We start from the raw sequence: 20,963 nt of genomic DNA on the forward strand, positions 1-20,963 counted from the left end.
TGTGGTCGGCGTCCTGCCTTCGCGCCCTCCGGAGGGGCGCAGGCCCTGGCGCATTTTGCGCGCCCGGCCGGGCGCGCGGGGGCATGCATGTGCGCTTTCGCGCCGCGTGTCACGTCAGACGAATGCGCTCAACCTGCGGTCTGGAGCCGATGCAGCAAGGCCGACTTCACCTCGGGCCATTCGTCCTCGATGATGCTAAAGCGCACCGAGTCGCGCTTGCGGCCGTCCGGCATGATGCGCTCGCGGCGTACCACGCCCTCTTCCTTCGCGCCCAGGCGCAGGATGGCGGCGCGCGATTTCGCGTTGAGGACGTCGGTCGTGAATTGCACGCGCACGCAGTCGAGCGTCTCGAACGCGTAGCGCAGCATGAGGAATTTGGCCTCGGTGTTGGCAACCGTGCGCTGCGCCGACGCGGCGAGCCACGTGGAGCCGATCTCCAGTTTGCGGTTCACGCGGTCCACTTTCCAGAAGCGCGTGCTGCCCACCACCCGGCCGCTCTCGCGCAGCCGGATCGTGAACGGGATCACAGTGCCCGCCTGCACGCCCGCGAGCGCGGCGGCGATCCAGGCTTCGACGGTTTCAGGCCCCGGCACGACCGTGACCTTGAGGTTCCAGAGTTCGCCGTCCGACGCGGCGGCGACCAGGTTCGCGGCATCTTGTGCGCACAGCGGGCGCAGTTCGATCACGCGGCCGGTAAGCGTGGGCAGGGAATCGGGCGCGGACGGGAAAGTCGCGTTGGTGTGGCCAGTCATGGCGGCTTGGGTTGAACAGAGGTGGCAGGAAATTCGCGCGCACCGCACCGGGTGCTTGCGCATTCTAGCGCCGCGGCGCGCTGCCGGGCCCACCCCGCCCGCGCCGCGTGAGCCGTTACAATCGCGCTCGGCCCCTCGCCGCGCAAGGCTGGGCGCCATCCGACCCCGCAACCTCGCGCATCGCACCATGGCCCGCATCCAGCTCCAGTTTCCCGAAGACCAGTTCTATTACTCGACCCACCTCACGGTGCGCGTCACCGACATCAATTCGGCCAATCACCTCGCCAACGATTCGATGATCTCGATGATCTCCGAGGCCCGCGCGCGCTTCCTGTTCGATGCGGGCATCGAGGGCATGAAGGACGCGCACACGAGCATCATCGTCACCGACCTCGCGACGACCTATCGCGCCGAAGCCTACGCGCGCGACCAGTTGTGCTTCGAAGTGGGCATCATGGATTTCAACAGGTACGGCGGCGACATCATCTTCCGCATCACGCGTCCGGCCGACGGCGCGCTCGTCGCCATGGCGAAGTCCGGTTTCGTGTTTTTCGATTACGAGGCGAAGAAGGTCGTGCCGATGCCGCAAGCGTTTCGCGAGAAGTTTCCGCTCGTGAATACCGTGGGCTGACGCGCGACGTCGAGCCGAACGGCGCTCAACGCGGCTGGAACATGATGAGCGCCATGCCGGCCAGCGTGAACGCCATGCCGGCCCAGTCCCAGGCGCTCGGCCGGATCGCCTCGACGGCCCAGAGCCACACCAGCGCGACGCAGACATAAACGCCGCCATAGGCCGCATAAGTGCGCCCGGCGGCCGTGGGATGGAGCGTGAGCAACCACGCGAAAAGCGCAAGCGAGGCCGCGGCGGGCACGAGCAGCCACACGCTCGCGCCTTCGCGCAGCCAGCGGTACGGCAAATAGCAGCCAACGATCTCGGCGAGCGCGGTTACGACGAAAAGCAGGAACGTCTTCATGGGTGGCGGCCGGATGGCGGGGGCGCCCATGGTAACGCAGAAGGCCCGGGCGCTCCCGACACCAACGCGCCTCGAACCTCGATCTATCCCGGCACTTCAGGGCCGCTCGCCGCGTGCGAGCCGCGCTTCGATTTCGCTCACCACGGGCAGCAGGTCGGCCACGCTGTCGATCACGTAGTGCGCGCCCGCCGCACGCAGGCGCTCCACGGCCGCCGCGCGGCGGCGCGCGAATTCGTCGGGCGCGAGCGCGTGGACTTCTTCCTCGGTCAGGCCGAACGCGTTGCCGCTCACGGCCACGCCGACCGTCCACGTGCCGCCGTTGATGCCCTCCTCGATGCCGACTTCGGTGTCGTCCACCTTGATTGCATCGCGCGCGAGCCACACGCCGAGTTGCGGCAGCGTGCGGTAGATCATGTAGGGCGACGGGCGGCCCTCGGGCGTGTCGCCCGTGCAGACGATGCTGTCCGCCTCGAAGCCCTGTTCCTTCGCGCCCGGCACGATCTGGTCGATGATCTCGCGCGTGTAGCCCGTGGTCGAGCCGATGCGCACGCCGTCGGCGCGCAGCGCGGCCGTCACGGCGGCCACGCCCGGAATCACGTCGCTGTACTGTGCGGCCACGGCCACATTCTTCGGCACGAAGACGTCATACACGGCGTCGATGTCGGCCTCGCCCGGCAAGTGGCCGTAGCGCGCTTCCCACGCCGCGGCGACACGGGGCAGCGCCATCAGCGCCGCGATGTGCGGGCGCTTGGCCATGCCCATCGGGCCGCGCGCCTCGTCGATCGTGACCGGCACGCCGAACTCCTCGAAGGTCTCGACAAAGGCGCCCATCGGCGCGCGCGAGCCGTAGTCGACCACGGTGCCGGCCCAGTCGAAGATCACTGCCTTGACATGTTTCATTGCTTGCGTCCTGCAAAAAATCGATGCTGTGAAGTCGTTGCGCCGCCCATGCGTTGAGGCGAACGCATAGCCGGATCACGCCGCGAGGGCTTCGCGCGCGCCGAGGTCGGCCGTCGCGGGCGCGGCGCTCGCCACGCCGAGCGCGCGCAGCGCTTCGCCGCAGGCCTCCACCACGCGGCGCATGACGCTTGCGTCGAGCGCGCCGATGCAGCCAATGCGAAAACTCTCCACGCTGGTGAGCTTGCCCGGATAAATGATGAAAGCGCGCGCCTTCATGAGCTCGTAGAAGCGCGCGAAGTCGAATGCCGGATCGGCGGGCGAAAAGAACGTGACGATGATCGGCGAGCGCCAGCCTTCGGTGAGCAGCGGCTCGAAGCCGAGCGCGCCCATGCCTTCGACGAGCACGTCGCGGTTGTGCGCATAGCGCGCGAGCCGGCCGGGCTGGCCGCCTTCGAGCGCATGCAGGCGCAGCGCCTCGATGAACGCGGCCACCGCGTGCGTCGGCGGCGTGAAGCGCCACTGCCCGGTGCGGTTCATGACGTCCCACTGGTCGTGCACGTCGAGCGCGAGCGAGTGGCTCACGCCTTTGGCCTCGCGCAGCACGCTCTGCTTCGCGATCACGAAGCCGAAGCCCGGCACGCCTTCAATACACTTGTTCGCCGACGACACGAACGCGTCGCACGGCAGCGTGCGCACGTCGAGCGGCACGGCGCCGAACGCGCTCATCGAGTCGATCAACAGGCGCCGGCCGTGGCGCGCCGTCACCGCGGCGATCTCCTCGATCGGGTTCAGGATGCCCGAGCTGGTTTCGCAGTGGACCACGACCACGTGGGTGATGTCCGGGTTCGCGTCGAGCAGGCGCTCGACGTCGGCGGCGCGCGGCGGCAGGTAGTCGCCGGTGTCGTGCACGGTGTGCCGGCGGCCCAGGTAGCGCAGCGTCGAGGCGATGCGCTTGCCGTACGCGCCGTTGGCGAGCACGAGCGCGTGGCCGTCGCGCGGCACGAAACTGCCGAGCATCGCCTCCACGCAGTAGCTGCCGCTGCCCTGCATCGGCACGCAGTCGTAGTCGCCCTGCGCGTCGCCCGCGATGTCGAGCAGCGCGCGGCGCAACTGTGCGGTCATGGCGCGGAAGTCGGCGTCCCACGAGCCCCAGTCGCGCTGCATCGCGGCCTTGGTCGAGGCCGCCGTGGTGAGCGGGCCGGGGGTCAGGAGATACGGCTCGGCGGGGAGGGTCATGCGGGCTCCGGTGGGCATCAGGACAGTCGATGCCGACACGTTAGCGCAGCGCCATGCATCGGTAAAATCGATATAATCGATGTCGATATAAGCCTTACTTATCGGTCGCGCCCGGCACTTTTATGACTTTTTCGTGACCATCTTGCGGAGTGCTTCGACATGCAATACGCCCAGTTGCGCGCTTTTCACGCGGTCGCCGAACATGGCGGGTTTTCGCGCGCCGCGCAGGCGCTCTCGCTCACGCAGCCGGCCGTGTCGGACCATGTGCGGCGGCTCGAACAGGATTTCGGGGTCAAGCTTTTCGAGCGCGGGCCGCGCAGCGTCGAGCTGACCGAACTCGGGCGGCGCCTGTTCGCGGTCACGCGTCAGATGGTGGGCTGCGAGCGCGACGCGCGGCGCCTGCTCGAAGCGGCGGGCGCGCTCGAATCGGGCGAGCTCGCCCTCGCCGCCGACGCGCCCGATCTCGCCATCAAGCTGATCGGCGCGTTCCGGCGGCGTTATCCCGGTGTGGTGATCAAGCTCTCGATCGCCAATGCGACCGAATGCATGCGCCGCGTGCTCGCGAGCGAGGCCGACGCCGCCATTACGGCCGCGCGCCAGGTGCATAGCCGGCTCCAGGCGCGCGTGCTGCGCGAGGAACCGCTCGTGGCGGTCGTGCCCACGGACAGCCCCGCCGCGAAAAAGCGCCGCATGACCTATGAGGAACTCGTGCGCGAGCCGATGGTGTTTCGCGAAACGCATTCGGTCACGCAGCAACTGCTCGAAGCCGAACTCGTGTGCAAAGGGCTACAGGTGCAGCCCGTGCTGTATGTGGACGGCCGCGAGGCCCTGCAAACGGCCATCGCGCAGGGCGTGGGCGTGGGCGTGATCGCGCATGCGGAATTCGGCGAGTCGAGGCGTATCCGCATGCTGCCGCTCGCGGACTGCCAGGTGCGCATGGTCGAATCGCTCACGCGGCTCGCCGACACCTCGTCCTCGAATCTGCTCGACGCGCTCTTTGCGACGCCGCTCGACTGAACGCGCTTCCGCTGACTGGTGCTGACTCGCGCATTCCTGCGCCGGCCTCAGGACACGACAATATCCGTGCCTACCGCGTGCAGCAGGTCGCGCAGCGTTTCGGCCTGCTCCATGCGCGCACCGTGGCGCAAATGGATGCGCAGCGCATGCCCCGCGATGCCCTCGACCGGGCGCGCGAGCCAAAGCTCGACGGCGAGCCCCAGTCCGTCGGGCGCATCGGGCGCGACCGGTTCGACGACGCGCGGCTTGAAGGAAGCGGATTCGGACATGTCGGGACCTCGTCAGTGGCGGGATCGACTTCATCGTAGCGAGGCGGCGCGCGCGCGCCAAACGAGAAATCCGCGTATGCAAATGAGCGTCGTGCGCCATTGGATTGCGCGAATGGCGGCATGCGCGCCCGGCCCGCTGCGCGCGATTTTTCGCGCCCACTATGCAAAACCCCGCAACCCTTGTCCGGCAGTGCGTGGCACACTGGGCGCATCGTTCCGCCCGGCACTGCGTTGCACGGGAATTGATGGGAGACATGCCTGATGGAACGCCCCTATACCGATCGGCGAGAAGCGGGCCGCCTGCTCGCCGCCCAGCTTTCGGCCTATGCCGGCAGACGCGACGTGATCGTGCTCGCCCTGCCGCGCGGCGGCGTGCCGGTGGCCTACGAAATCGCGCGGACGCTGCGGGTCGCGCTCGACGTGCTGCCCGTGTGCAAGCTCGGCTTGCCCTGGCAGCCGGAACTCGCCATGGGCGCGCTGTCGTCGAACGGCGCGCAGTACGTGGACAGCGCGCTCGTGCGCACCGCCGGCGTGAGCGAAGCGCAACTGCAAAGCGCGATGGCGCTCGCGCGCATCGAGCTTGGCCGCCGCGAGGCGCGCTATCGCGGCGAGCGCGCGCCGCTCGCGGTGGCGGGACGCGTGGCGATTGTCGTCGATGACGGCATGGCCACCGGCGCCTCGCTCAAGGCGGCGGCCCATGCGCTCGCGACGCTCGGCCCCGCGCGCATCGTCGCCGCCCTGCCCGTCGCGCCGGCGGGCTCGCAAGACCGCCTCACCGGCGCCGTGGACGAATTCGTCTGCGCGCGCATGCCCGCGACGTTCTACAGCGTCGGTCAGTTCTATCTCGACTTCGACCAGGTCGACGACGAAACGGTGCGTGAACTGCTGGACGCAGCCGCCGCTGACGACGGCGGCAACGCAGCCGGGCCCGCCTGAGCCGGGCTCTAGCGCACCGGATTCGCGGCGTACTCGCCCACCACGGTCTGCCACGGCCTCACGCGCCAGCTTTTCACGAGCCCCGCGAGCACATAAGGATCGGCGCGTGCGAATGCCTCGGCGGCGGCCGGGCTGTCGCCCTGAAAAAGCAGCAGCGCATTGTCCACGGGCTCGGCAATCGCGCCCGCGAGCAGCAGCTCGCCGCGCCCGGCGGCGGCCCACGCCAGCGCCAGATGCGCGCTGCGGTGCTCGGCGCGGCGCTCGAGATAGTCGTCGGTGAGTTCGTACATCAAGAGGTAGTGCATATGTGCTCTCCCAGGCGTTGCGGCCACGGCGAAACCCGCATGCCGGCCGGTAGCGGACATTGTGCAGCAGCGCGCACGTCAACCGAACACATGGCCGCGTCGTTTTAATGGCGGCTTTGCCATAATGATGGCCGCGCGAAGCGCACCTGCCATTACGGCATGGCCGCACGTCTACCGACAACGTCCAAATCCAAGGGAGTGAACGATGAAGATGCAATCCGTCATTGCTGCAATCGTGCTGGGCGGCGTGCTGGCCGCGCCAGCGTTCGCGCAAACCGCCGCGCCCGCTTCGGCGCCCGCCGCGAACAGCCAGCAGAACAAGATGAAAACCTGCAACACCCAGGCCGGCGACAAGAAAGGCGACGAGCGCAAGGCGTTCATGAAGCAGTGCCTCTCGGCCGCGGGCGTCCCGGCGCCGACGATGAGCCAGCAGGAACGCATGAAGGCGTGCAACACCCAGGCCGCCGACAAGAAGGGCGACGACCGCAAGGCGTTCATGAAGCAGTGCCTCTCGACGAAGAGCTAAGCGACACCGGCCTCGTCCGCAGTAACCGCGCGCCGCAGCCTGTGCTGCGGCGTTTTTTTGCGCGCGGATTTTGTGCGCTGCAATGCGACTGGCCGCATGGCTCGCACAGGTAATCCGTTGTGCGAATCATCACGTTGAAGCACGATTCCTGGCAGTCCCACGCAGCTGCCCCACGTAGTCGCCCTCATTCGGCCGCGCCGTTTTTCTCCTATGATGGCTCCAGCGGCGTTCCCTTCCCTCGCACAATCACACACAAGCCATCGGGCGCGCCGCGTTGACGTTGATGCCAAAGGCATCGAACGGAGGCGCAGATGGCATGGAGACACAAGAACCGCTGGTTTCGCCGCTGGCTGCTGGTGATGGTCTTCTGGCTGGTGCCGGTGATGATCGTCGCTGTACGCGAGATTCAGGACGAAATGGCCTATAACCGCGCGGACCTGCAACGCGCGCTGACCACCTGGACGTTCAGCGACGCCGAGCGCGCCGCAGGCGCCCCGCTACGTTGCCACGGCACGCCCGAAACCGCGCGTGCGGCCGGTTGTCCCGCCGCGGTGCTTGCAGCGAACGCGCAGCGCCAGCAGGAGGCGCGCAACGAATACGCGATGCGGCGCTCGACGCTCGCAAGCTACTTGTGGCACGCCTTCGTCGGCTACTGGGTCGTGCCGGCGGCCGTGCTGCTCGGCATCGGCGTGCTGCTCGGCGGCGTGCGCCGCGCACTGCGCCGCCCGGCGGCAAAACCGGTGCCGGAACGCTAGCGCTTATCCCATATGGCGTTGCTGCGTGCTTGCTCTGCGCAACCTCAAAGTGCGGAAGGAAACGTTCGTGTTATAACGCGAGCAGCGTCGCTGCATTGCGGCGCACGGCAACCAGAACGGAGAACAAGATGACCGCATCCCGCTTCATTTTGAAGACTTCTGTAGCAATCGCCATTGGCGCGGCAGCACTCTCGGGTTGTACCACCACCGGCAGCGACGCACCCAGCGCCGCCACGAACGCCTCCCGCGCGCAGGCAATCGACTCCGACACCGACGCCGCGCTGTCGCGCCTGTTCCAGACCGTGCCGGGTTCGCGCGAGCTCGTTGGCAAGGCCCGCGGCATTCTCGTCTTCCCGCGCGTGATCCAGGCCGGTATCGGCGTGGGCGGCGAACACGGCGACGGCGCGCTGCGCGTGGGCGGCAGCACGGTTGGCTACTTCAGCACCTCGTCGGCCTCGGTCGGCGCGACGCTCGGCGTGCAGTCGAAGTCCGTCATCTATCTCTTCATGACGCAGGAAGCGCTCGACAAATTCCGCAATTCGAACGGTTGGGCCGTGGGCGGCGACGCTTCGGTCGCACTCGTGAAGGTCGGCGCGAACGGCACCATCGACACCACCACGGGCACCCATCCGGTGGAAGTCTTCGTGCTCACCAACAGCGGCCTGATCGGCGATCTCTCGCTCGGCGGCACGAAGATCACGAAGCTCGCGCTCTAAGTCTCGCCCCGGTTCATCGCACGTCTGCGCGCTCAGCTCGTGGACGTGTCGATCACCTTGAAGCGCGAGCGCTTGTTCGCGCGAATCACCGCCTGATACGCCTGCACGTACTCCTGCGCCATGCGGTGCGACGTGAAGCGCTCCTCGAAGCGGCGGCGCACGCCCGCACGTGAAATACGCCCAATGCGATTGACCGCCGCCACGGCGCCGATCTCGTCCTCGACGATATAGCCCGATACGCCCTCGTCCACCACTTCCGGCACCGCGCCGCGATTGAACGCGACCACGGGCGTGCCGCACGCCATCGCCTCGATCATCACGAGGCCGAACGGTTCGGGCCAGTCGATCGGAAACAGCAGCGCATGCGCGCCGGAGAGGAATTCGGCTTTCTGGCTGTCGTTGATCTCACCGACGAATTCGACGTACGGCAGCGCGAGCAGCGGCTTGATGTCGCGCTCGAAGTACTCGCGGTCGGCCTCGTCCACCTTGGCCGCGATACGGATGGGCAGACCGCAGCGCCCGGCAATGCGTATGGCGGTATCGACGCGCTTTTCCGGCGAAATCCGGCCGAGAAACGCGAGATAGCGCTGCTCGACGGGCTGCGGCGTGTAGAGCATCTCGGGCAGGCCGTGGTAGACCGTGCGCAGCCACCGCGCCTGCGGCATGGGCTGGCGCTGCGCGTTCGAGATCGAGATGACGGGCGCGGTATTGAACGTATCGAACACCGGCTGCTGCTCGGGCAGATCGAGGCGGCCGTGCAGCGTCGTCACGAACGGCGTTTCCTGGCGCTTGAACACCGAAAACGAGTAGTAGTCCATATGGAAATGCAGCACGTCGAACTGGTCGGCCTGACGGCGCACCATTTCCATGAGGAGCATGTGCGGCGCGATGCGGTCGCGAATGCCGGGGTCGAGCCGCAACGCGCGCGGCCACACGGGTTCGAGTTTCGCGCTCGTGAGCGAATCGCCGCTCGCGAACAGCGTGACATCGTGCCCGAGTTCGACCAGCGCCTCGGTGATGTACGACACGGCGCGCTCGGTGCCGCCGTAGAGCTTGGGCGGTACCGACTCGGTCAACGGGGCGATCTGCGCAATTCTCATAGGTGTCTCCAGAAAACGGGGCCGCGGTGTCCCTTCTCTCGGCGTTGGCCTGTCAGTTGGCCGGTCATTCCAGGCCCGACAATTACCGCGCCCGCGCGGGGGCGCGATGCAAACGGGGTCGGACGCAAACAGCGCTCAGCGCTGTGGGCCGCACAGCGTGATTTCCCAATTATTCGACAAGCTGCGCGTCCATGCTTCGGCTCTTTCAATTTCTATACGGTGTTACATGCCGAAACAACCGGGCTAAACACTACCGCGCGGGCCACTTCCATGCGGGGGCGTCAACCGTGTCAGGGTCGGCGAACCCCGTTGCGCCGAGCCGCCGTTCGAGCACGATGGACTGGCTCGCCGCCTCGCGCTCCAGCGCGGCAACGAGCCTCGCCGCGTGCGAAACGACGATGACCTGCGAGTGCTGCGACGCCCGCGCGATGAGTCTCGCGAGCGACGGCAGCAGGTCCGGGTGCAGGCTCGTCTCGGGCTCGTCGAGCACGAGGAGTCCCGGCGGGCGCGGGCTCAACAGCGCCGCCGTGAGCAGCAGATAACGCAAGGTGCCGTCCGAGAGCTCCGCGCCGCGCAGCGGCCGAAGCAACCCCTCCTGGCGCAGCGCCACCTCGAAGCGGCCGTCGTGATTCACGATCTCCACGCGCGCGCCCGGAAAGGCGTCGCCAATCGCGGTGTCGAGCGCCGCGCCGTCGCCGATTTCGCGGACCGTCTGCAACGCGGCGGCAAGATTCGCGCCGTCGTCGGCGAGCACGGGCGAGTGCGTGCCGATCTGCACCTGGCGCGCGCTTGCATGTTCGTCGGTGCGGAAGTGGTCGTAGAAGCGCCATGAACGGATCTGCTCGCGCACTGCGATCATTTCGGGCGCGCCGCGCGGGTCGGCGTACTCCGTCATCATGCTGTCGAAGCTCGCCACGGGCTGCGCGAGCGTGGTCCACTCTCCGCTCTCGTCGCGAATGCGGATCATCGGCCCCTGGCGGTCGACGAGCAGCGCCGAGGGCCGCAGCAACGGCCCGTTCCAGATGCATTCGCGCTTGATCACCGGATCGAGCGAGAACTGCGAGGTCGATGAAGGCAGCGGCAAGCCCAGATCGATCGCGTAGCCGAAGGCGTCGCCCGCAAAGCCCAGGCGCAGGCTCACCACATCCTTGCGCACCGTGCCCTGCACCGCGTACTCGCCCGCGGCGACCGCGCGCGAAAAGCGCTCGGGCCCGGCCCATAGGGTGGATTGCAGGCCGCCCTCCCTGGCGAGCGACGGAATCACGCCGCCGCGCGCGGTGAGCGCGAGCAGGCGCAGCGCGCGATAGAGATTGGACTTGCCGCTGCCGTTCGGGCCGGTCACGACATTGAGCGCGCCGAGCGGCACGATAAGCTCGCGCAGCGAGCGGTAATTGGCGATGGCGAGCGTGGTGAGCATGAACGTGCGGGGTAAGTGCCGTGGGAAGCCAACGCAGCATCATACGCAATCGCGCAAAGACATCGAGGCATCGAGCCGCAAGCGCGTGCTGGGGCGCGGCCTGCGTCAGGGCGGCATGCGCCAAGGGTCAGCGCGGCTGCGGCACCGCCGCGAGATCGCGCAGGAAGTTGTCGCGCCACACGCCGAGGTCGTTGCGCCTGAGCGCCTCCATGTTGGTCTGGTAGCGCGCACGGCGCTCCTCGACCGGCATCGAGAGCGCGCGTTCCAGCGCTTCCGACATGCCGGTCGCATCGTGCGGATTCACGAGCAGCGCGCCCGTGAGTTCGGCCGCCGCGCCCGCGAAGATCGAGAGCACGAGCACGCCCGGATCGTCGGGATTCTGCGCGGCCACGTATTCCTTGGCGACGAGGTTCATGCCGTCGTGCAGCGGCGTCACGTAACCCACCTGCGATTCGCGGAACAAGGACATCAGCTTCCAGCGGTCGTACTGCTGGCTCAGGTAGCGGATCGGCGTGTAATCGAGGCCGGAATAGCGGCCGTTGATGCGCCCCGCCTCCCGCTCCAGTTCCTCGCGTATGACCTTGTAGCTCGCGACGTCCGAGCGCGTGGGCGGCGCGATCTGCACGAGCGTGACCTTGCCGCGCCACTCGGGCGACGTCTCCAGCAACTGCTCGAACGCATGGAAGCGCTCGACGAGCCCTTTCGAGTAATCGAGCCGGTCCACGCTCATGATGAGCTTGCGCCCTTCGAGGCTTTGCTTGAGGTCGAGCACGTGCTGGCGGCTTTCATAGCGCGCGGCCTGCGCGGCGATCTCGTCGGGAAACACGCCGATGCGATAGACCCCCGTGCGCAGCTTGCGGCCGTAGGCTTGCGCCTCGCCGTGCTCGTGGTCGCCGCCCGTCTCCGTGACCTTGCCGTGCGACTCGCGCACGATGTAGTCGTGAAACGCCTGCTGGTCGTTGCGCGTCTGGAAGCCGAGCATGTCGTAGCAGCACAGCGAGCGCACGAGTTCGTCGTGCGGCGGGATGGTCTGCAACACCTGCGGCGAAGGAAACGGAATGTGCAGGAAGAAGCCGATGCGGTTGCGCACGCCCTCCGAGCGCAGCGCCTCGGCGAACGGGATCAGGTGGTAGTCGTGCACCCAGATGTTGTCGTCCGGGTGAATCAGCTTCATGAGCTTGTGCGCGAGCCAGGCGTTCACGCGCCGGTAGCCCGCGTATTCGTCGCGCTCGTAGCGCGCGAGGTCGTTGCGGTAATGGAACACCGGCCAGAGCGTGGCGTTAGAAAAACCCCGGTAGTACTGATCGTAGTCCTTGCGCGTGAGGCCGACCGTCGCGAAGGTGACATGGCCGTCTTCGACGAGCGTCGGTCCCGCGTTCGCCACCGTCTCGCTCACCACGTCGCCGCTCCAGCCGAACCATACGCCGCCCGCGTCCTTGAGCGCGCCAAACACGCCGACCGCGAGTCCGCCCGCAGAGCCTTTGGTTTCCGTCGGCGTGGCCACGCGGTTCGAGACGACTATCAGTCTGCCCATCTTGCGGTTCCTCCTCCAGTCTTGCGCGCGCCGCATCGTCTGCCCCGGCAGCGTGCGGCGCTGTCGTTTGGTGTTCCCTTATCGTTGTTCATGCAACGACATCTCAACCGTCCCCGCGGCGGCTCTCCGCCACCGGCTCACGCGCGCCGGATTCAGCCTGCGCGTGCTTCGGAGCGGCGGCGGGCTGCCCCACCGGACCATCGTGTTCGCCCGCGCCCGGCACGCGCGTACCCGTGACCGGATCGGCCTCGGTATGCGCCGCCGTGCTGGAGGCCGCCTGACGCGCCGGGCGTCGCGCAAAGGCCGGCAGTTCGTCCGCGCTGCTTTCGAGCTCCGCCGAAACCTCGGCGCGCGCCCGTGGCAGAAATTGCGGATAGTGCTCGTTCACGAAGTCCAGCAGCCCTTCGCGCACGCGGCAGCGCAAATCGAAGTTCAGGCCCGAATCGCGCGAACTCACCAGCACGCGCACCTGCATGGCGCGCTCGTTGGCGTCGGTGACCTGTAAAACCTGCACGCGGCGGTCCCATTCGGGGGCGCCATCGACGATACGCGCCAGCGCCTCGCGCAGCGGCGCGAGCGGCATACGGTAGTCGAGCCACAAAAAGACCGTGCCGATGATCTGCGAACTGCTGCGCGTCCAGTTCGCGAACGGATTCTCGATGAACCATTGCAGCGGCACGATGAGCCGCCGCTGGTCCCAGATCCGTACCGATACATAGGTGCCCGTGATTTCCTCGATGCGCCCCCATTCGCCCTGGATCACGACCACGTCGTCGAGCCGGATGGGTTGCGAAAGCGCGATCTGCAAACCGGCGATCATGTTCCCTAGCACGGGGCGTGCCGCGATACCGGCGACGAGACCGGCCACGCCCGCCGAGGCCAGCAAGCTCGCGCCGATCTGCCGCACGTTCGGGAAGGTCATGAGCGCCGACCCGAGCCCGACGATGATGATGAGTACCATCACCGTGCGCGCGAGCACGCGGGCCTGGGTGTGGATGCGGCGGGCCTGGAGGTTGTCGGCGATGTCGAGCGGATGCGCGGCAATGATCGCCTCGCCAATGGCGGCCGCGCAGCGCACGGAGAACCACGTCATCGCCGCAATCAATGCGAACGCGCAGAGCTCACGCAGGCTGCCGATGAAGCGTAGCGTATCGGGCGCCTGCCACCAGACGAACTCCAGCGCGAGGACAACCAGCACGGCCAGCGCGGGCTTTTGCACGTAGCGCACGAACGCATTCACACGCGGATACGGGCGCGCGATGCGCCGCATGACGCGTTTGCCGAGCCAGTGCACGGCGACCGCGAAGACGAGCGCGAAGCCGCTCACGATCAGCGTACCGAACCAGTTTTGCAGCGGACCGTCGGCGAGACGGGAGAAGTCGTCGAGTGTCGGCATCTGCGGCCTGTTCCTCCTGAGCGATACGGCAACTCCTGGAAACGGCACGGGCGCAGGCCCGCGGACGGAAGCGGCGCGGCTCGCCTCTTTCGGAAGACGAGCGTCCTTGTGCGCCCTGGCCGCCGCCGCCCGCCGGGAACCGGTGGCAGCGTGGCCTCGAAGATTGCGGCGCGGCAAGGCAATCCGCCGCGCCGCGCTTGCTACGTGCAGCTAGTGACAGCGTGATGGCGAACGGGGCGGCATCAGCTCCCGTTGCCGGTCTTGCAGGGAAACGCCTTGCCGAGCCCGAGCGAAATGGCCGTGCTCGCGTTGTAGCCGGCCACGTTGGGGTTGTCGGCGATGTACTTGCGCACCGCGTCGGTGAGCTGCGCGGAACGGGCGTCCGGCGGCAGGCAGAAGTACTGCCCGACGCGCGGCCCGGTGGTCCCGCCGATCGCGTCGATGGTGTTGAAGATGCCGTCGGCGGCGCCTTCGATATACGCCGCGCACGCGCTGCGCGAAGCCACGTCGGTCTTCGTGCAAAGGCGATTGAGGTCGCTTGCCGTGAATGCAAAAGCGGAGAGCGGCAACGCCATCGCGCCCGCACAGATCAGAACCCGCAGCATGGTTCTCCTTGAATTGTCGTGGGGAGCGGCGCTTCGCGCGCCGCAAGGCGGCCGCGCCTCTTCGGCGCGGCCGCCTTTAACCCCATTATTTTGCACTGTTTTGCGGCGCTGCCGTACTCGCCGTGGGCAAGCCGGCCTGGGTCATGCGCGCCGTGAGGTCCTTGATCGCGTCCGGCGCCTTGTACTGGCGCGCGAAATCGAGCGCGGTCATGCCGATCTGGTTCTTGGCCCCGAGCGTCGCGCCGCGTTCGAGCAGCATCTGGATCGTCGTGAGATGGTCGCCGCGCGCCGCCATCATGAGCGGCGTCGTGCCGTTGGGCGAGAGCGAATTGACGTCGGCCGAATAGCCAATCAGCAGTTTCACGACGTCGTCGTTGCCGTTCGCGCTCGCGTAATGCAGCGGCGTCCAGCCCTTCTTGTTGACCTCGGCGCCCTTGGTGATGAGCAGCTTCACGAAGTCGACGTCGCCGTTGAGCGCGGCCAGCATCAGCGCGTTTTCGCCCGCGCGGTCTTCGGCAGCGATGTTCGTTTTCGGGTTATCGAGCAGGATCGCGCCGACCTTGTCTGATTTTTCACGCGCGGCCAGCACGAGGAGCGGCATGCCCTGGTCGTCGGTGGCGTTCGGGTCCATGCCGTTCGCGAGCGCTTTCTGGACACCCTTGTCGTCGTCGAACTTGACGCTCTTCACGAGCGAGTCGATCGGCGCGGCATGTGCCGCGGCCGCGCCGAACAGCGTGGCGGCGACACCGAGCGCAAGCGCGGCGGCGGTGCGGCGAACGGCGTTCCTGGCGGGATTGGTGTGCGAAAGCGGTTTTGAGTTCATGTCAAGCCTTAACGTTATCTGCTATCTCGTTGATATCTAACAAAATTGACAGCATGCGACCGGTGCTCAGGCCTGCGGCGGGATCTTGAAGAGCCGGAAAAAATTCTGCGTGGTGACAGCGCCGAGTTCGGCGTCCGGCAATCCGCGTTGCTGCGCAATGAATCTTCCGACATGGCTGACGTACGCAGGTTCATTGGGTTTGCCACGAAATGGAACGGGCGCAAGGTAAGGCGAATCGGTTTCGATCAAAAGGCGCTCGATCGGCACGCGCCGCGCGACCTCCTGCACATCGGTCGCGCTCTTGAACGTGACGATGCCCGAAAGCGAAATGTAGAAGTTCTGCGCGAGCGCGCGCTCGGCAATCGCCCACGGCTCCGTGAAGCAGTGCATCACGCCGCCGGGCTCGCCCGCGCGCTCCTCTTCCATGATGCGCAGGGTGTCGTCCGAGGCTGCGCGCGTGTGCACGATGAGCGGCTTGCCCGTGGCGTGCGCGGCGCGGATATGCGTGCGAAAGCGCTCGCGCTGCCACTCCATGTCGGCGATCGTGCGCTCGCCCAGGCGAAAGTAATCGAGCCCCGTTTCGCCGATCGCCACCACCTTCGGGTGCGCGGCCAGCTCGACCAGTTCGGTCACGCTCGGCTCGCGCATGTGCTCGTGGTCGGGGTGCACGCCCACCGAGGCATAGACGTTCTCATAGCGGCTCGCGATATCGAGCACCGAAGGCAGCGTTTCGAGATCGACCGAGACGCAGAGCGCGTGCGTGACGGCGTTCTCGCGCATGTTCTCGAGCACCTGCGGCAAGCGGTCGCCGAGGCCTTCGAAGTTGATGTGGCAATGCGAATCGACAAACATGGGTGGTCCTGCGATGGATGAGTCGGCTCAGGCAAAGAGCTCACGATAGCCGAGAAAGAGTTCCTCGAACACGAGGCGCGCATTCAGCGGGTGGTTCTCCACGGCGCGCTGGCGCGTGACGGTCTTCATGTAGCGCGCGAGCGCCGCCGCGTCGAGCTTCGCGGCGCAGCGCGCGAGCCCCGCGCCCGCCTGCGGGAAATAGCGCGGGCGGCCCGCCGTGCGCTCGGCCAGCAGGTCGTAGACCCAGCGTTGCAGCCAGCCGAGCACGAGCGGCACCGGCAGCTTCTGGAGCGTCTCGCCGCACGCGAAAGCGTCGCAGGAAGGGCCCGCCGCGAGCTGGGCGAGCGTCCAGTCGCGCAGCGTGCGGTTGGCGTCGCTGGCGAGCGCGAGCGCCGCGAGCGGCGCGCCGCCGGATTCGGCCAGCAGCGCCGGCGCGTCGTCCACGCCCTGCTGCGCGAGCCACGCCGTGGCGGCCTCGGGCGCGGGCGTGCCCATGGGCCACTGGCGGCAACGGCTGATGATGGTGGGCAGCAGCCGGTCGATGCGCGCCGACACCACGAGGAACACCACGCCCGCGGGCGGCTCTTCGAGCGTTTTCAGGAGTGCGTTGGCGGCGGCGACGTTGAGCGCCTCGGCCGGGTACAGCACGACCACGCGCAGCCCGCCCCGGTGCGAGCCCACACTCGTGAAATCGAGCAGCGCGCGCACCTGCTCGATGCGGATTTCCTTGCTCGGCGCGCGGCCTTTTTTGCCTTCCTCGCCCTCGCCCTTGTCGGCTTTTTCGGCTTTGGCGTCGTCCTCGCCGGCCGGGCCGATCTCACCGGCCAGCGCCTCGGGCACGACGATCCGGTAGTCGGGATGATTGCCCTGCTCGAACCAGTGGCACGCCGCGCACGCGCCGCAGGGCTCGCCGTTGGCCTGCGGCGATTCGCACAACAGGCCCTTCGCCAGATGCTGCGCGAACTGGAGCTTGCCGATGCCCGCCTGACCGTGCAGCAGGAGCGCGTGCGGCCAATGGCTGCGCAATTGCTGCAAGCGTTGCCAGTCGTCGGTTTGCCAGGGATAGATCATCTTTTGAATCAACCGGTTAGGCGAGCTTCGCGAGCGTTTGGGCGAAGCTCGCGCGACCTATAGGAGAACGCGATGCCGCTTTGCAATCAAAGGTCTGCAATCACGTGTTCGAGCTTTTTGCGAATCGCCTCGATGCCTTGCGACGAATCGACGATCGCGAAACGGTACGGCGCCTCTTCCGCGCGGCGCAGGTACTCGGCGCGCGTGCGCACGAAGAACGCGTCGGTTTCGCTCTCGAAGCGGTCCGGCTCGCGCGCGGCGCCGCGCCGCTCGCTCGCCGTGTCGGGCGGCAGGTCGAACAGCACCGTGAGGTCGGGCTGGAAACCGCCCTGCACCCAGCGCTCCAGCGTTTCGAGCTTGTCGCGCGGCAGGCCCCGGCCGCCACCCTGATAGGCAAAGGTGGCGTCGGTGAAGCGGTCGGAGAGCACCCAGTCGCCACGCGCGAGCGCCGGCTCGATCACCTTGGCGAGGTGCTCGCGGCGCGCCGCGAACATCAGGAGCGCCTCGGTTTCGAGGTCCATCGGCTGATGCAGGACGATCTCGCGCACCGCCTCGCCAAGCGGCGTGCCGCCCGGCTCGCGCGTCATGACGACCGTGCGGCCCGAGGGCGCCAGCTTCTGGGCGAGCTGGTCGCGAAACCAGGCGAGATGCGTGGTCTTGCCCGCGCCGTCGATGCCCTCGAACGTGATGAATCGGCCCCGCGCCATTTAGTTACCCCGGATGTATTTGTCGACGGCCTTGTTGTGGTCGACGAGATTGTCAGAAAAAACGCTGCTGCCATCGCCGCGCGCCACGAAGTACAGCGCCGCCGTCGATGCCGGATTGAGCGCCGCCTGAAGCGCCGCCACGCCGGGCAGCGCGATCGGAGTCGGCGGCAAACCGAGGCGCAGGTAAGTATTGTAAAGAGTGTCCGACTGCAAATCGCGCTTGCGCAAATGCCCGGCGTAGCTGTCGCCAAGGCCATAGATCACGGCCGGATCGGTCTGCAAGGGCATGCCAACCTTCAGACGGTTCGAGAATACCGCCGCCACGAGCGCACGGTCGCCCGCCCGCCCGGTTTCCTTCTCGACGAGCGAGGCGAGCGTCAGCGCCTCGTAGGGCGACTTGAGCGGCAGGCCCGGCGCGCGCGCGGCCCACGCCTCGGCGAGACGCGTCTGCATCAGCTTGTAAGCGCGCCGATACACCCCCAGATCGCTCGAACCCTTGTCGAACAGATAGGTGTCGGGAAAGAACAGGCCCTCGCCGTTGCCGTTCGGCGCGCTCGGCGCACCGATCGCGGCGAGCAGCTGGGCGTCGCTCATGTCCGCCGTGTCGTGTTTCAGCGCCGGATTCGCGTCGAGTTCGGCGCGCATGTGCTTGAAGGTCCAGCCTTCGATGATGGTGGCCACCGACTCGTTCACGTCGCCGAGCGCCATCTTCTGGAGCACGTCATAGGGCGTGATCCCGGCCTTGAATTCGTAGTTGCCCGATTTGAGCTGGCTTTGCAGCCCGAGCGCGCGTGTCATGAGCACGAAAAGCTGCGTTTGCACGGGCACGCCGCCGCGCCGCAACTGCAAGGTGACACTGCGCACGGTGCTGTGCGGCTTGATGGTGACGTCGAGCTGTGGAGTGGCAAGCTCGAGCGGCGTGGTGGCCCAGCGCCAGACGCCGCCCGCCGCGGCGGCGCCAATCACGACTAGCGCGGCGCCGGCAACAAGGCATTTCTTCAGGAGGGACATGGAAACACGACTCAGGGGGACCTCATATAATAACTGCTTGCCTTCGCTAAAGTCAGGATTGACTGTTCCCCGAATCCATGAACTCATCGCTCGATCCCGCATCCACGCTTTCCGCCCCCGAATCCGCGACCCACGCCGCGGCGAACTTCGATGCCGCCCTGAAGGGCGGCGCTTACGCGATCCTGCCGCAGTTCGGCGTGATCGACGCCAATGGCGACGACGCCGCGAGCTTCCTGCATAGCCAGCTCACCAACGACATCCAGCATCTCGACGTGACCGGCGCGCGCCTCGCGGGCTACTGCTCGCCCAAGGGCCGCCTGCTCGCCTCGTTCCTCACCTGGAAGACCGGCGACACGATCCGCCTGCTGATTTCGAAGGACGTGCAGCCGGCCGTGCAAAAGCGCCTCTCGATGTTCGTGCTGCGCGCCAAGGCGAAACTCACGGACGACAGCGACAAGCTGCTCGTGGTAGGCCTTGCCGGCGACGTGCGCGGCGCGCTCGCGGCCGAATTCGACGCGCTGCCCGACGGCGTGCACGTGAAGGTGGACGACCCCTCTGGCACGCTGATCCGCATGCCCGACGCGGCCGGCAGCCTGCGCTACCTGTGGGTCGGCCCCAAAGATGCCGTCGAGGCGCGCCTCGCGAAGCTCGACGGGGCGCTCACGCGCGTGTCTCCCGCCGTGTGGGACTGGCTCGACATCCGCGCGGGCGAGCCGCGCATCACCCAGGCGGTGAGCGAGCAGTTCGTGCCGCAAATGGTCAACTACGACGTGCTGGGCGGCGTGAACTTCCGCAAGGGCTGCTATCCGGGCCAGGAAATCGTGGCGCGCAGCCAGTACCGCGGAACGATCAAGCGCCGCACCGCGCTCGCCAACGTCGCGGCCGGGCTTGACGTCGTGCATCCGGGCGTCGAGCTGTTCCATTCCGACGATCCGGGCCAGCCGTGTGGCATGGTCGTGAACGCGGCGGCCGCCCCCGAAGGCGGGGTCGATCTGCTTGCCGAGATCAAGCTTGCCGCGCTCGAAACCGGCACCGTGCACCTGGGCGCCGCAGACGGCCCCGCGCTGCGCATGCTGCCGCTGCCGTACGCACTGCCAACCGAAGTTTGACGATACTCGCCGCGCTGTCCGCGCACGCGGCGCCTCGCGTCCCGCGCGGTGCTGGCGCGGCGCCACCCCCGACCCTGCAAGGGCCCATCCCATGTGCCTGATCGTCTTCGACTGGCGCCCGCACGCGAGCGCGGGCGCGCTCTTCACGCTTGCGGCCAACCGCGACGAATTCCTGCGCCGCACGGCCGAGCCGCTGCACTGGTGGCGCGCCACGGACGACATCACGTCGCCGGGCAGCTCCCCCGAGGGCGTGCTGGCGGGCCGCGATCTCGTGGGCGGTGGCACCTGGCTCGGCATGACGCGCGGCGGCCGCTTCGCGGCGCTCACGAACTATCGCGCGCCCAACGACATGCGCCCGGACGCGCCCACGCGCGGCACGCTCGTCTCGCGCTGGCTCACCGGCGCACAGGGTCTGCCCACGACGCCGCTCGGCTATCTCGACGAGGTGGCGCGCTCGGGCGATCTGTACAACGGCTTCAATCTGATCGTCGGCGACTGGGCGCGGCGCGAACTCGCCTGGTACTGCAACCGTGCGGATCGCGCACCCGCCCTGCTGCCCGAAGGCACGCACGGCATTTCGAACGCCGTGCTCGACACGCCGTGGCCCAAGCTCGTGCGCAAGCGCGCGGAACTCGCCGAACTGGCGGCGAGCGCAACGCAGGCGCCGCTCACGCGGCTCGTGGAGATGATGCGCGACCCGCGCGTCGCACCCGACCGCGAGTTGCCCGCCACGGGCATTCCCCTCGAACGCGAACGCGCGCTCTCGGCGGCGTTCATCGAAACGCCCGACTACGGCACGCGCGGCACGACGGCGCTGCGCGTGAGCGTGCGCGGCGCGCAACTGGATGTGGAAGCGCTGGAGCGCAGCGACGACGACGGCTCGCACCGCATCGTCCGCCCGGGCGCGTTCGAGCGTGAGGAAGCGTTCACGGTTGCGGCGGGCTGACAGCGC

Annotated in this window: 24 protein-coding genes; 8 read left to right on the forward strand and 16 right to left on the reverse strand. The window is 67.6% G+C overall.

Going from position 1 to position 20,963, the window contains the following annotated elements; all coding sequences use genetic code 11:
• Positions 1-128 precede the first annotated feature (128 nt).
• A complete protein-coding gene (locus C7401_RS34050) occupies positions 129-752 on the reverse strand; it encodes a GNAT family N-acetyltransferase (RefSeq protein ID WP_112176268.1) in 624 nt (207 codons plus the stop codon).
• Positions 753-939: 187 nt separating this feature from the next.
• On the opposite strand from C7401_RS34050, the gene C7401_RS34055 reads away from it, so the two are divergent.
• The gene (locus tag C7401_RS34055; RefSeq protein WP_112176270.1) at positions 940-1,383 is read left to right on the forward strand and encodes a thioesterase family protein; all 444 of its coding nucleotides are present in this window, start codon (positions 940-942) and stop codon (positions 1,381-1,383) included.
• Between the two features lie 25 nt (positions 1,384-1,408).
• Here C7401_RS34055 and C7401_RS34060 read toward each other — a convergent pair whose 3' ends face one another.
• From C7401_RS34060 to C7401_RS34070, 3 genes are all read right to left on the reverse strand, one after another.
• Entirely contained in the window at positions 1,409-1,726 is a 318-nt protein-coding gene (locus tag C7401_RS34060) for a YnfA family protein (protein ID WP_112176272.1), read from the reverse strand.
• A 96-nt stretch (positions 1,727-1,822) separates the two neighbouring features.
• Positions 1,823-2,626 carry a phosphonoacetaldehyde hydrolase gene (gene phnX / locus C7401_RS34065; RefSeq protein WP_112176274.1) on the reverse strand — a complete coding sequence of 268 codons (804 nt, stop codon included), beginning with the start codon at positions 2,624-2,626 and terminating at the stop codon, positions 1,823-1,825.
• 75 nt (positions 2,627-2,701) lie between these two features.
• The gene (locus C7401_RS34070; protein ID WP_220092886.1) at positions 2,702-3,862 is read right to left on the reverse strand and encodes a 2-aminoethylphosphonate--pyruvate transaminase; all 1,161 of its coding nucleotides are present in this window, start codon (positions 3,860-3,862) and stop codon (positions 2,702-2,704) included.
• A gap of 159 nt (positions 3,863-4,021) precedes the next feature.
• On the opposite strand from C7401_RS34070, the gene C7401_RS34075 reads away from it, so the two are divergent.
• A complete protein-coding gene (locus tag C7401_RS34075; protein WP_112176278.1) occupies positions 4,022-4,879 on the forward strand; it encodes a LysR substrate-binding domain-containing protein in 858 nt (285 codons plus the stop codon).
• A 47-nt stretch (positions 4,880-4,926) separates the two neighbouring features.
• Here the strand turns inward: C7401_RS34075 and C7401_RS34080 are convergent, their stop codons facing one another.
• Complete coding sequence (locus C7401_RS34080) at positions 4,927-5,148, reverse strand: hypothetical protein (RefSeq protein ID WP_112176280.1); 222 nt, start codon at positions 5,146-5,148, stop codon at positions 4,927-4,929.
• A gap of 261 nt (positions 5,149-5,409) precedes the next feature.
• Here C7401_RS34080 and C7401_RS34085 point away from each other — a divergent pair, with 261 nt between their 5' ends.
• Entirely contained in the window at positions 5,410-6,084 is a 675-nt protein-coding gene (locus tag C7401_RS34085) for a phosphoribosyltransferase (protein WP_112176282.1), read from the forward strand.
• An 8-nt stretch (positions 6,085-6,092) separates the two neighbouring features.
• On the opposite strand, the gene C7401_RS34090 is transcribed toward C7401_RS34085, so the two are convergent.
• Positions 6,093-6,389 carry a YciI-like protein gene (locus C7401_RS34090; RefSeq protein WP_112176284.1) on the reverse strand — a complete coding sequence of 99 codons (297 nt, stop codon included), beginning with the start codon at positions 6,387-6,389 and terminating at the stop codon, positions 6,093-6,095.
• Positions 6,390-6,594: 205 nt separating this feature from the next.
• Here C7401_RS34090 and C7401_RS34095 point away from each other — a divergent pair, with 205 nt between their 5' ends.
• The 3 genes from C7401_RS34095 (at position 6,595) to C7401_RS34105 (ending at position 8,386) form a co-directional block, all read left to right on the forward strand.
• Entirely contained in the window at positions 6,595-6,915 is a 321-nt protein-coding gene (locus tag C7401_RS34095; RefSeq protein WP_112176286.1) for a PsiF family protein, read from the forward strand.
• A 311-nt stretch (positions 6,916-7,226) separates the two neighbouring features.
• Entirely contained in the window at positions 7,227-7,670 is a 444-nt protein-coding gene (locus tag C7401_RS34100; RefSeq protein ID WP_112176288.1) for a hypothetical protein, read from the forward strand.
• A 128-nt stretch (positions 7,671-7,798) separates the two neighbouring features.
• The gene (locus C7401_RS34105; protein ID WP_112176290.1) at positions 7,799-8,386 is read left to right on the forward strand and encodes a BPSL1445 family SYLF domain-containing lipoprotein; all 588 of its coding nucleotides are present in this window, start codon (positions 7,799-7,801) and stop codon (positions 8,384-8,386) included.
• A 32-nt stretch (positions 8,387-8,418) separates the two neighbouring features.
• Here the strand turns inward: C7401_RS34105 and C7401_RS34110 are convergent, their stop codons facing one another.
• The 10 genes from C7401_RS34110 to mltG all read right to left on the reverse strand — a co-directional run bounded on the left by C7401_RS34110 (position 8,419) and on the right by mltG (position 18,902).
• On the reverse strand, positions 8,419-9,486 hold the full coding sequence (locus C7401_RS34110; protein ID WP_112176292.1) for a glycosyltransferase family 4 protein: 1,068 nt from the start codon (positions 9,484-9,486) through the stop codon (positions 8,419-8,421).
• Positions 9,487-9,736: 250 nt separating this feature from the next.
• Positions 9,737-10,903: an AAA family ATPase gene (locus C7401_RS34115; RefSeq protein WP_112176293.1), complete on the reverse strand. Its 1,167-nt coding sequence runs from the start codon at positions 10,901-10,903 to the stop codon at positions 9,737-9,739.
• Positions 10,904-11,030: 127 nt separating this feature from the next.
• Positions 11,031-12,437 (reverse strand): alpha,alpha-trehalose-phosphate synthase (UDP-forming), encoded by a 1,407-nt coding sequence (otsA, locus tag C7401_RS34120; RefSeq protein WP_112176295.1) that lies wholly within the window; start codon positions 12,435-12,437, stop codon positions 11,031-11,033.
• A 103-nt stretch (positions 12,438-12,540) separates the two neighbouring features.
• The gene (locus C7401_RS34125) at positions 12,541-13,833 is read right to left on the reverse strand and encodes a mechanosensitive ion channel family protein (RefSeq protein ID WP_112176297.1); all 1,293 of its coding nucleotides are present in this window, start codon (positions 13,831-13,833) and stop codon (positions 12,541-12,543) included.
• A gap of 242 nt (positions 13,834-14,075) precedes the next feature.
• On the reverse strand, positions 14,076-14,438 hold the full coding sequence (locus C7401_RS34130; RefSeq protein WP_028207010.1) for a Rap1a/Tai family immunity protein: 363 nt from the start codon (positions 14,436-14,438) through the stop codon (positions 14,076-14,078).
• 85 nt (positions 14,439-14,523) lie between these two features.
• Entirely contained in the window at positions 14,524-15,261 is a 738-nt protein-coding gene (locus tag C7401_RS34135) for an ankyrin repeat domain-containing protein (RefSeq protein WP_112176299.1), read from the reverse strand.
• Positions 15,262-15,327: 66 nt separating this feature from the next.
• Positions 15,328-16,113: a TatD family hydrolase gene (locus C7401_RS34140; protein ID WP_112176301.1), complete on the reverse strand. Its 786-nt coding sequence runs from the start codon at positions 16,111-16,113 to the stop codon at positions 15,328-15,330.
• A gap of 27 nt (positions 16,114-16,140) precedes the next feature.
• Positions 16,141-17,184 (reverse strand): DNA polymerase III subunit delta', encoded by a 1,044-nt coding sequence (locus tag C7401_RS34145; protein ID WP_112176303.1) that lies wholly within the window; start codon positions 17,182-17,184, stop codon positions 16,141-16,143.
• A gap of 86 nt (positions 17,185-17,270) precedes the next feature.
• Positions 17,271-17,891 carry a dTMP kinase gene (gene tmk / locus C7401_RS34150; RefSeq protein ID WP_112176305.1) on the reverse strand — a complete coding sequence of 207 codons (621 nt, stop codon included), beginning with the start codon at positions 17,889-17,891 and terminating at the stop codon, positions 17,271-17,273.
• Entirely contained in the window at positions 17,892-18,902 is a 1,011-nt protein-coding gene (gene mltG / locus C7401_RS34155; RefSeq protein ID WP_112176306.1) for an endolytic transglycosylase MltG, read from the reverse strand.
• A gap of 77 nt (positions 18,903-18,979) precedes the next feature.
• On the opposite strand from mltG, the gene ygfZ reads away from it, so the two are divergent.
• Together ygfZ and C7401_RS34165 are read left to right on the forward strand one after the other, a co-directional pair.
• The gene (ygfZ, locus tag C7401_RS34160; RefSeq protein WP_112176308.1) at positions 18,980-20,011 is read left to right on the forward strand and encodes a CAF17-like 4Fe-4S cluster assembly/insertion protein YgfZ; all 1,032 of its coding nucleotides are present in this window, start codon (positions 18,980-18,982) and stop codon (positions 20,009-20,011) included.
• 91 nt (positions 20,012-20,102) lie between these two features.
• On the forward strand, positions 20,103-20,957 hold the full coding sequence (locus tag C7401_RS34165) for an NRDE family protein (RefSeq protein WP_112176310.1): 855 nt from the start codon (positions 20,103-20,105) through the stop codon (positions 20,955-20,957).
• Positions 20,958-20,963: the final 6 nt, after the last annotated feature.

It is taken from the genome of Paraburkholderia unamae (assembly GCF_003268775.1).
Taxonomy (GTDB): Bacteria; Pseudomonadota; Gammaproteobacteria; order Burkholderiales; family Burkholderiaceae; genus Paraburkholderia; species Paraburkholderia unamae.

Coding starts and splice junctions, on each gene's coding strand:
- C7401_RS34050 (WP_112176268.1), bottom strand. CDS start 752: ATGACTGGCCACACCAACGCGACTTTCCCGTCCGCGCCCGATTCCCTG.
- C7401_RS34055 (WP_112176270.1), top strand. CDS start 940: ATGGCCCGCATCCAGCTCCAGTTTCCCGAAGACCAGTTCTATTACTCG.
- C7401_RS34060 (WP_112176272.1), bottom strand. CDS start 1,726: ATGAAGACGTTCCTGCTTTTCGTCGTAACCGCGCTCGCCGAGATCGTT.
- phnX (WP_112176274.1), bottom strand. CDS start 2,626: ATGAAACATGTCAAGGCAGTGATCTTCGACTGGGCCGGCACCGTGGTC.
- C7401_RS34070 (WP_220092886.1), bottom strand. CDS start 3,862: ATGACCCTCCCCGCCGAGCCGTATCTCCTGACCCCCGGCCCGCTCACC.
- C7401_RS34075 (WP_112176278.1), top strand. CDS start 4,022: ATGCAATACGCCCAGTTGCGCGCTTTTCACGCGGTCGCCGAACATGGC.
- C7401_RS34080 (WP_112176280.1), bottom strand. CDS start 5,148: ATGTCCGAATCCGCTTCCTTCAAGCCGCGCGTCGTCGAACCGGTCGCG.
- C7401_RS34085 (WP_112176282.1), top strand. CDS start 5,410: ATGGAACGCCCCTATACCGATCGGCGAGAAGCGGGCCGCCTGCTCGCC.
- C7401_RS34090 (WP_112176284.1), bottom strand. CDS start 6,389: ATGCACTACCTCTTGATGTACGAACTCACCGACGACTATCTCGAGCGC.
- C7401_RS34095 (WP_112176286.1), top strand. CDS start 6,595: ATGAAGATGCAATCCGTCATTGCTGCAATCGTGCTGGGCGGCGTGCTG.
- C7401_RS34100 (WP_112176288.1), top strand. CDS start 7,227: ATGGCATGGAGACACAAGAACCGCTGGTTTCGCCGCTGGCTGCTGGTG.
- C7401_RS34105 (WP_112176290.1), top strand. CDS start 7,799: ATGACCGCATCCCGCTTCATTTTGAAGACTTCTGTAGCAATCGCCATT.
- C7401_RS34110 (WP_112176292.1), bottom strand. CDS start 9,486: ATGAGAATTGCGCAGATCGCCCCGTTGACCGAGTCGGTACCGCCCAAG.
- C7401_RS34115 (WP_112176293.1), bottom strand. CDS start 10,903: ATGCTCACCACGCTCGCCATCGCCAATTACCGCTCGCTGCGCGAGCTT.
- otsA (WP_112176295.1), bottom strand. CDS start 12,437: ATGGGCAGACTGATAGTCGTCTCGAACCGCGTGGCCACGCCGACGGAA.
- C7401_RS34125 (WP_112176297.1), bottom strand. CDS start 13,833: ATGCCGACACTCGACGACTTCTCCCGTCTCGCCGACGGTCCGCTGCAA.
- C7401_RS34130 (WP_028207010.1), bottom strand. CDS start 14,438: ATGCTGCGGGTTCTGATCTGTGCGGGCGCGATGGCGTTGCCGCTCTCC.
- C7401_RS34135 (WP_112176299.1), bottom strand. CDS start 15,261: ATGAACTCAAAACCGCTTTCGCACACCAATCCCGCCAGGAACGCCGTT.
- C7401_RS34140 (WP_112176301.1), bottom strand. CDS start 16,113: ATGTTTGTCGATTCGCATTGCCACATCAACTTCGAAGGCCTCGGCGAC.
- C7401_RS34145 (WP_112176303.1), bottom strand. CDS start 17,184: ATGATCTATCCCTGGCAAACCGACGACTGGCAACGCTTGCAGCAATTG.
- tmk (WP_112176305.1), bottom strand. CDS start 17,891: ATGGCGCGGGGCCGATTCATCACGTTCGAGGGCATCGACGGCGCGGGC.
- mltG (WP_112176306.1), bottom strand. CDS start 18,902: ATGTCCCTCCTGAAGAAATGCCTTGTTGCCGGCGCCGCGCTAGTCGTG.
- ygfZ (WP_112176308.1), top strand. CDS start 18,980: ATGAACTCATCGCTCGATCCCGCATCCACGCTTTCCGCCCCCGAATCC.
- C7401_RS34165 (WP_112176310.1), top strand. CDS start 20,103: ATGTGCCTGATCGTCTTCGACTGGCGCCCGCACGCGAGCGCGGGCGCG.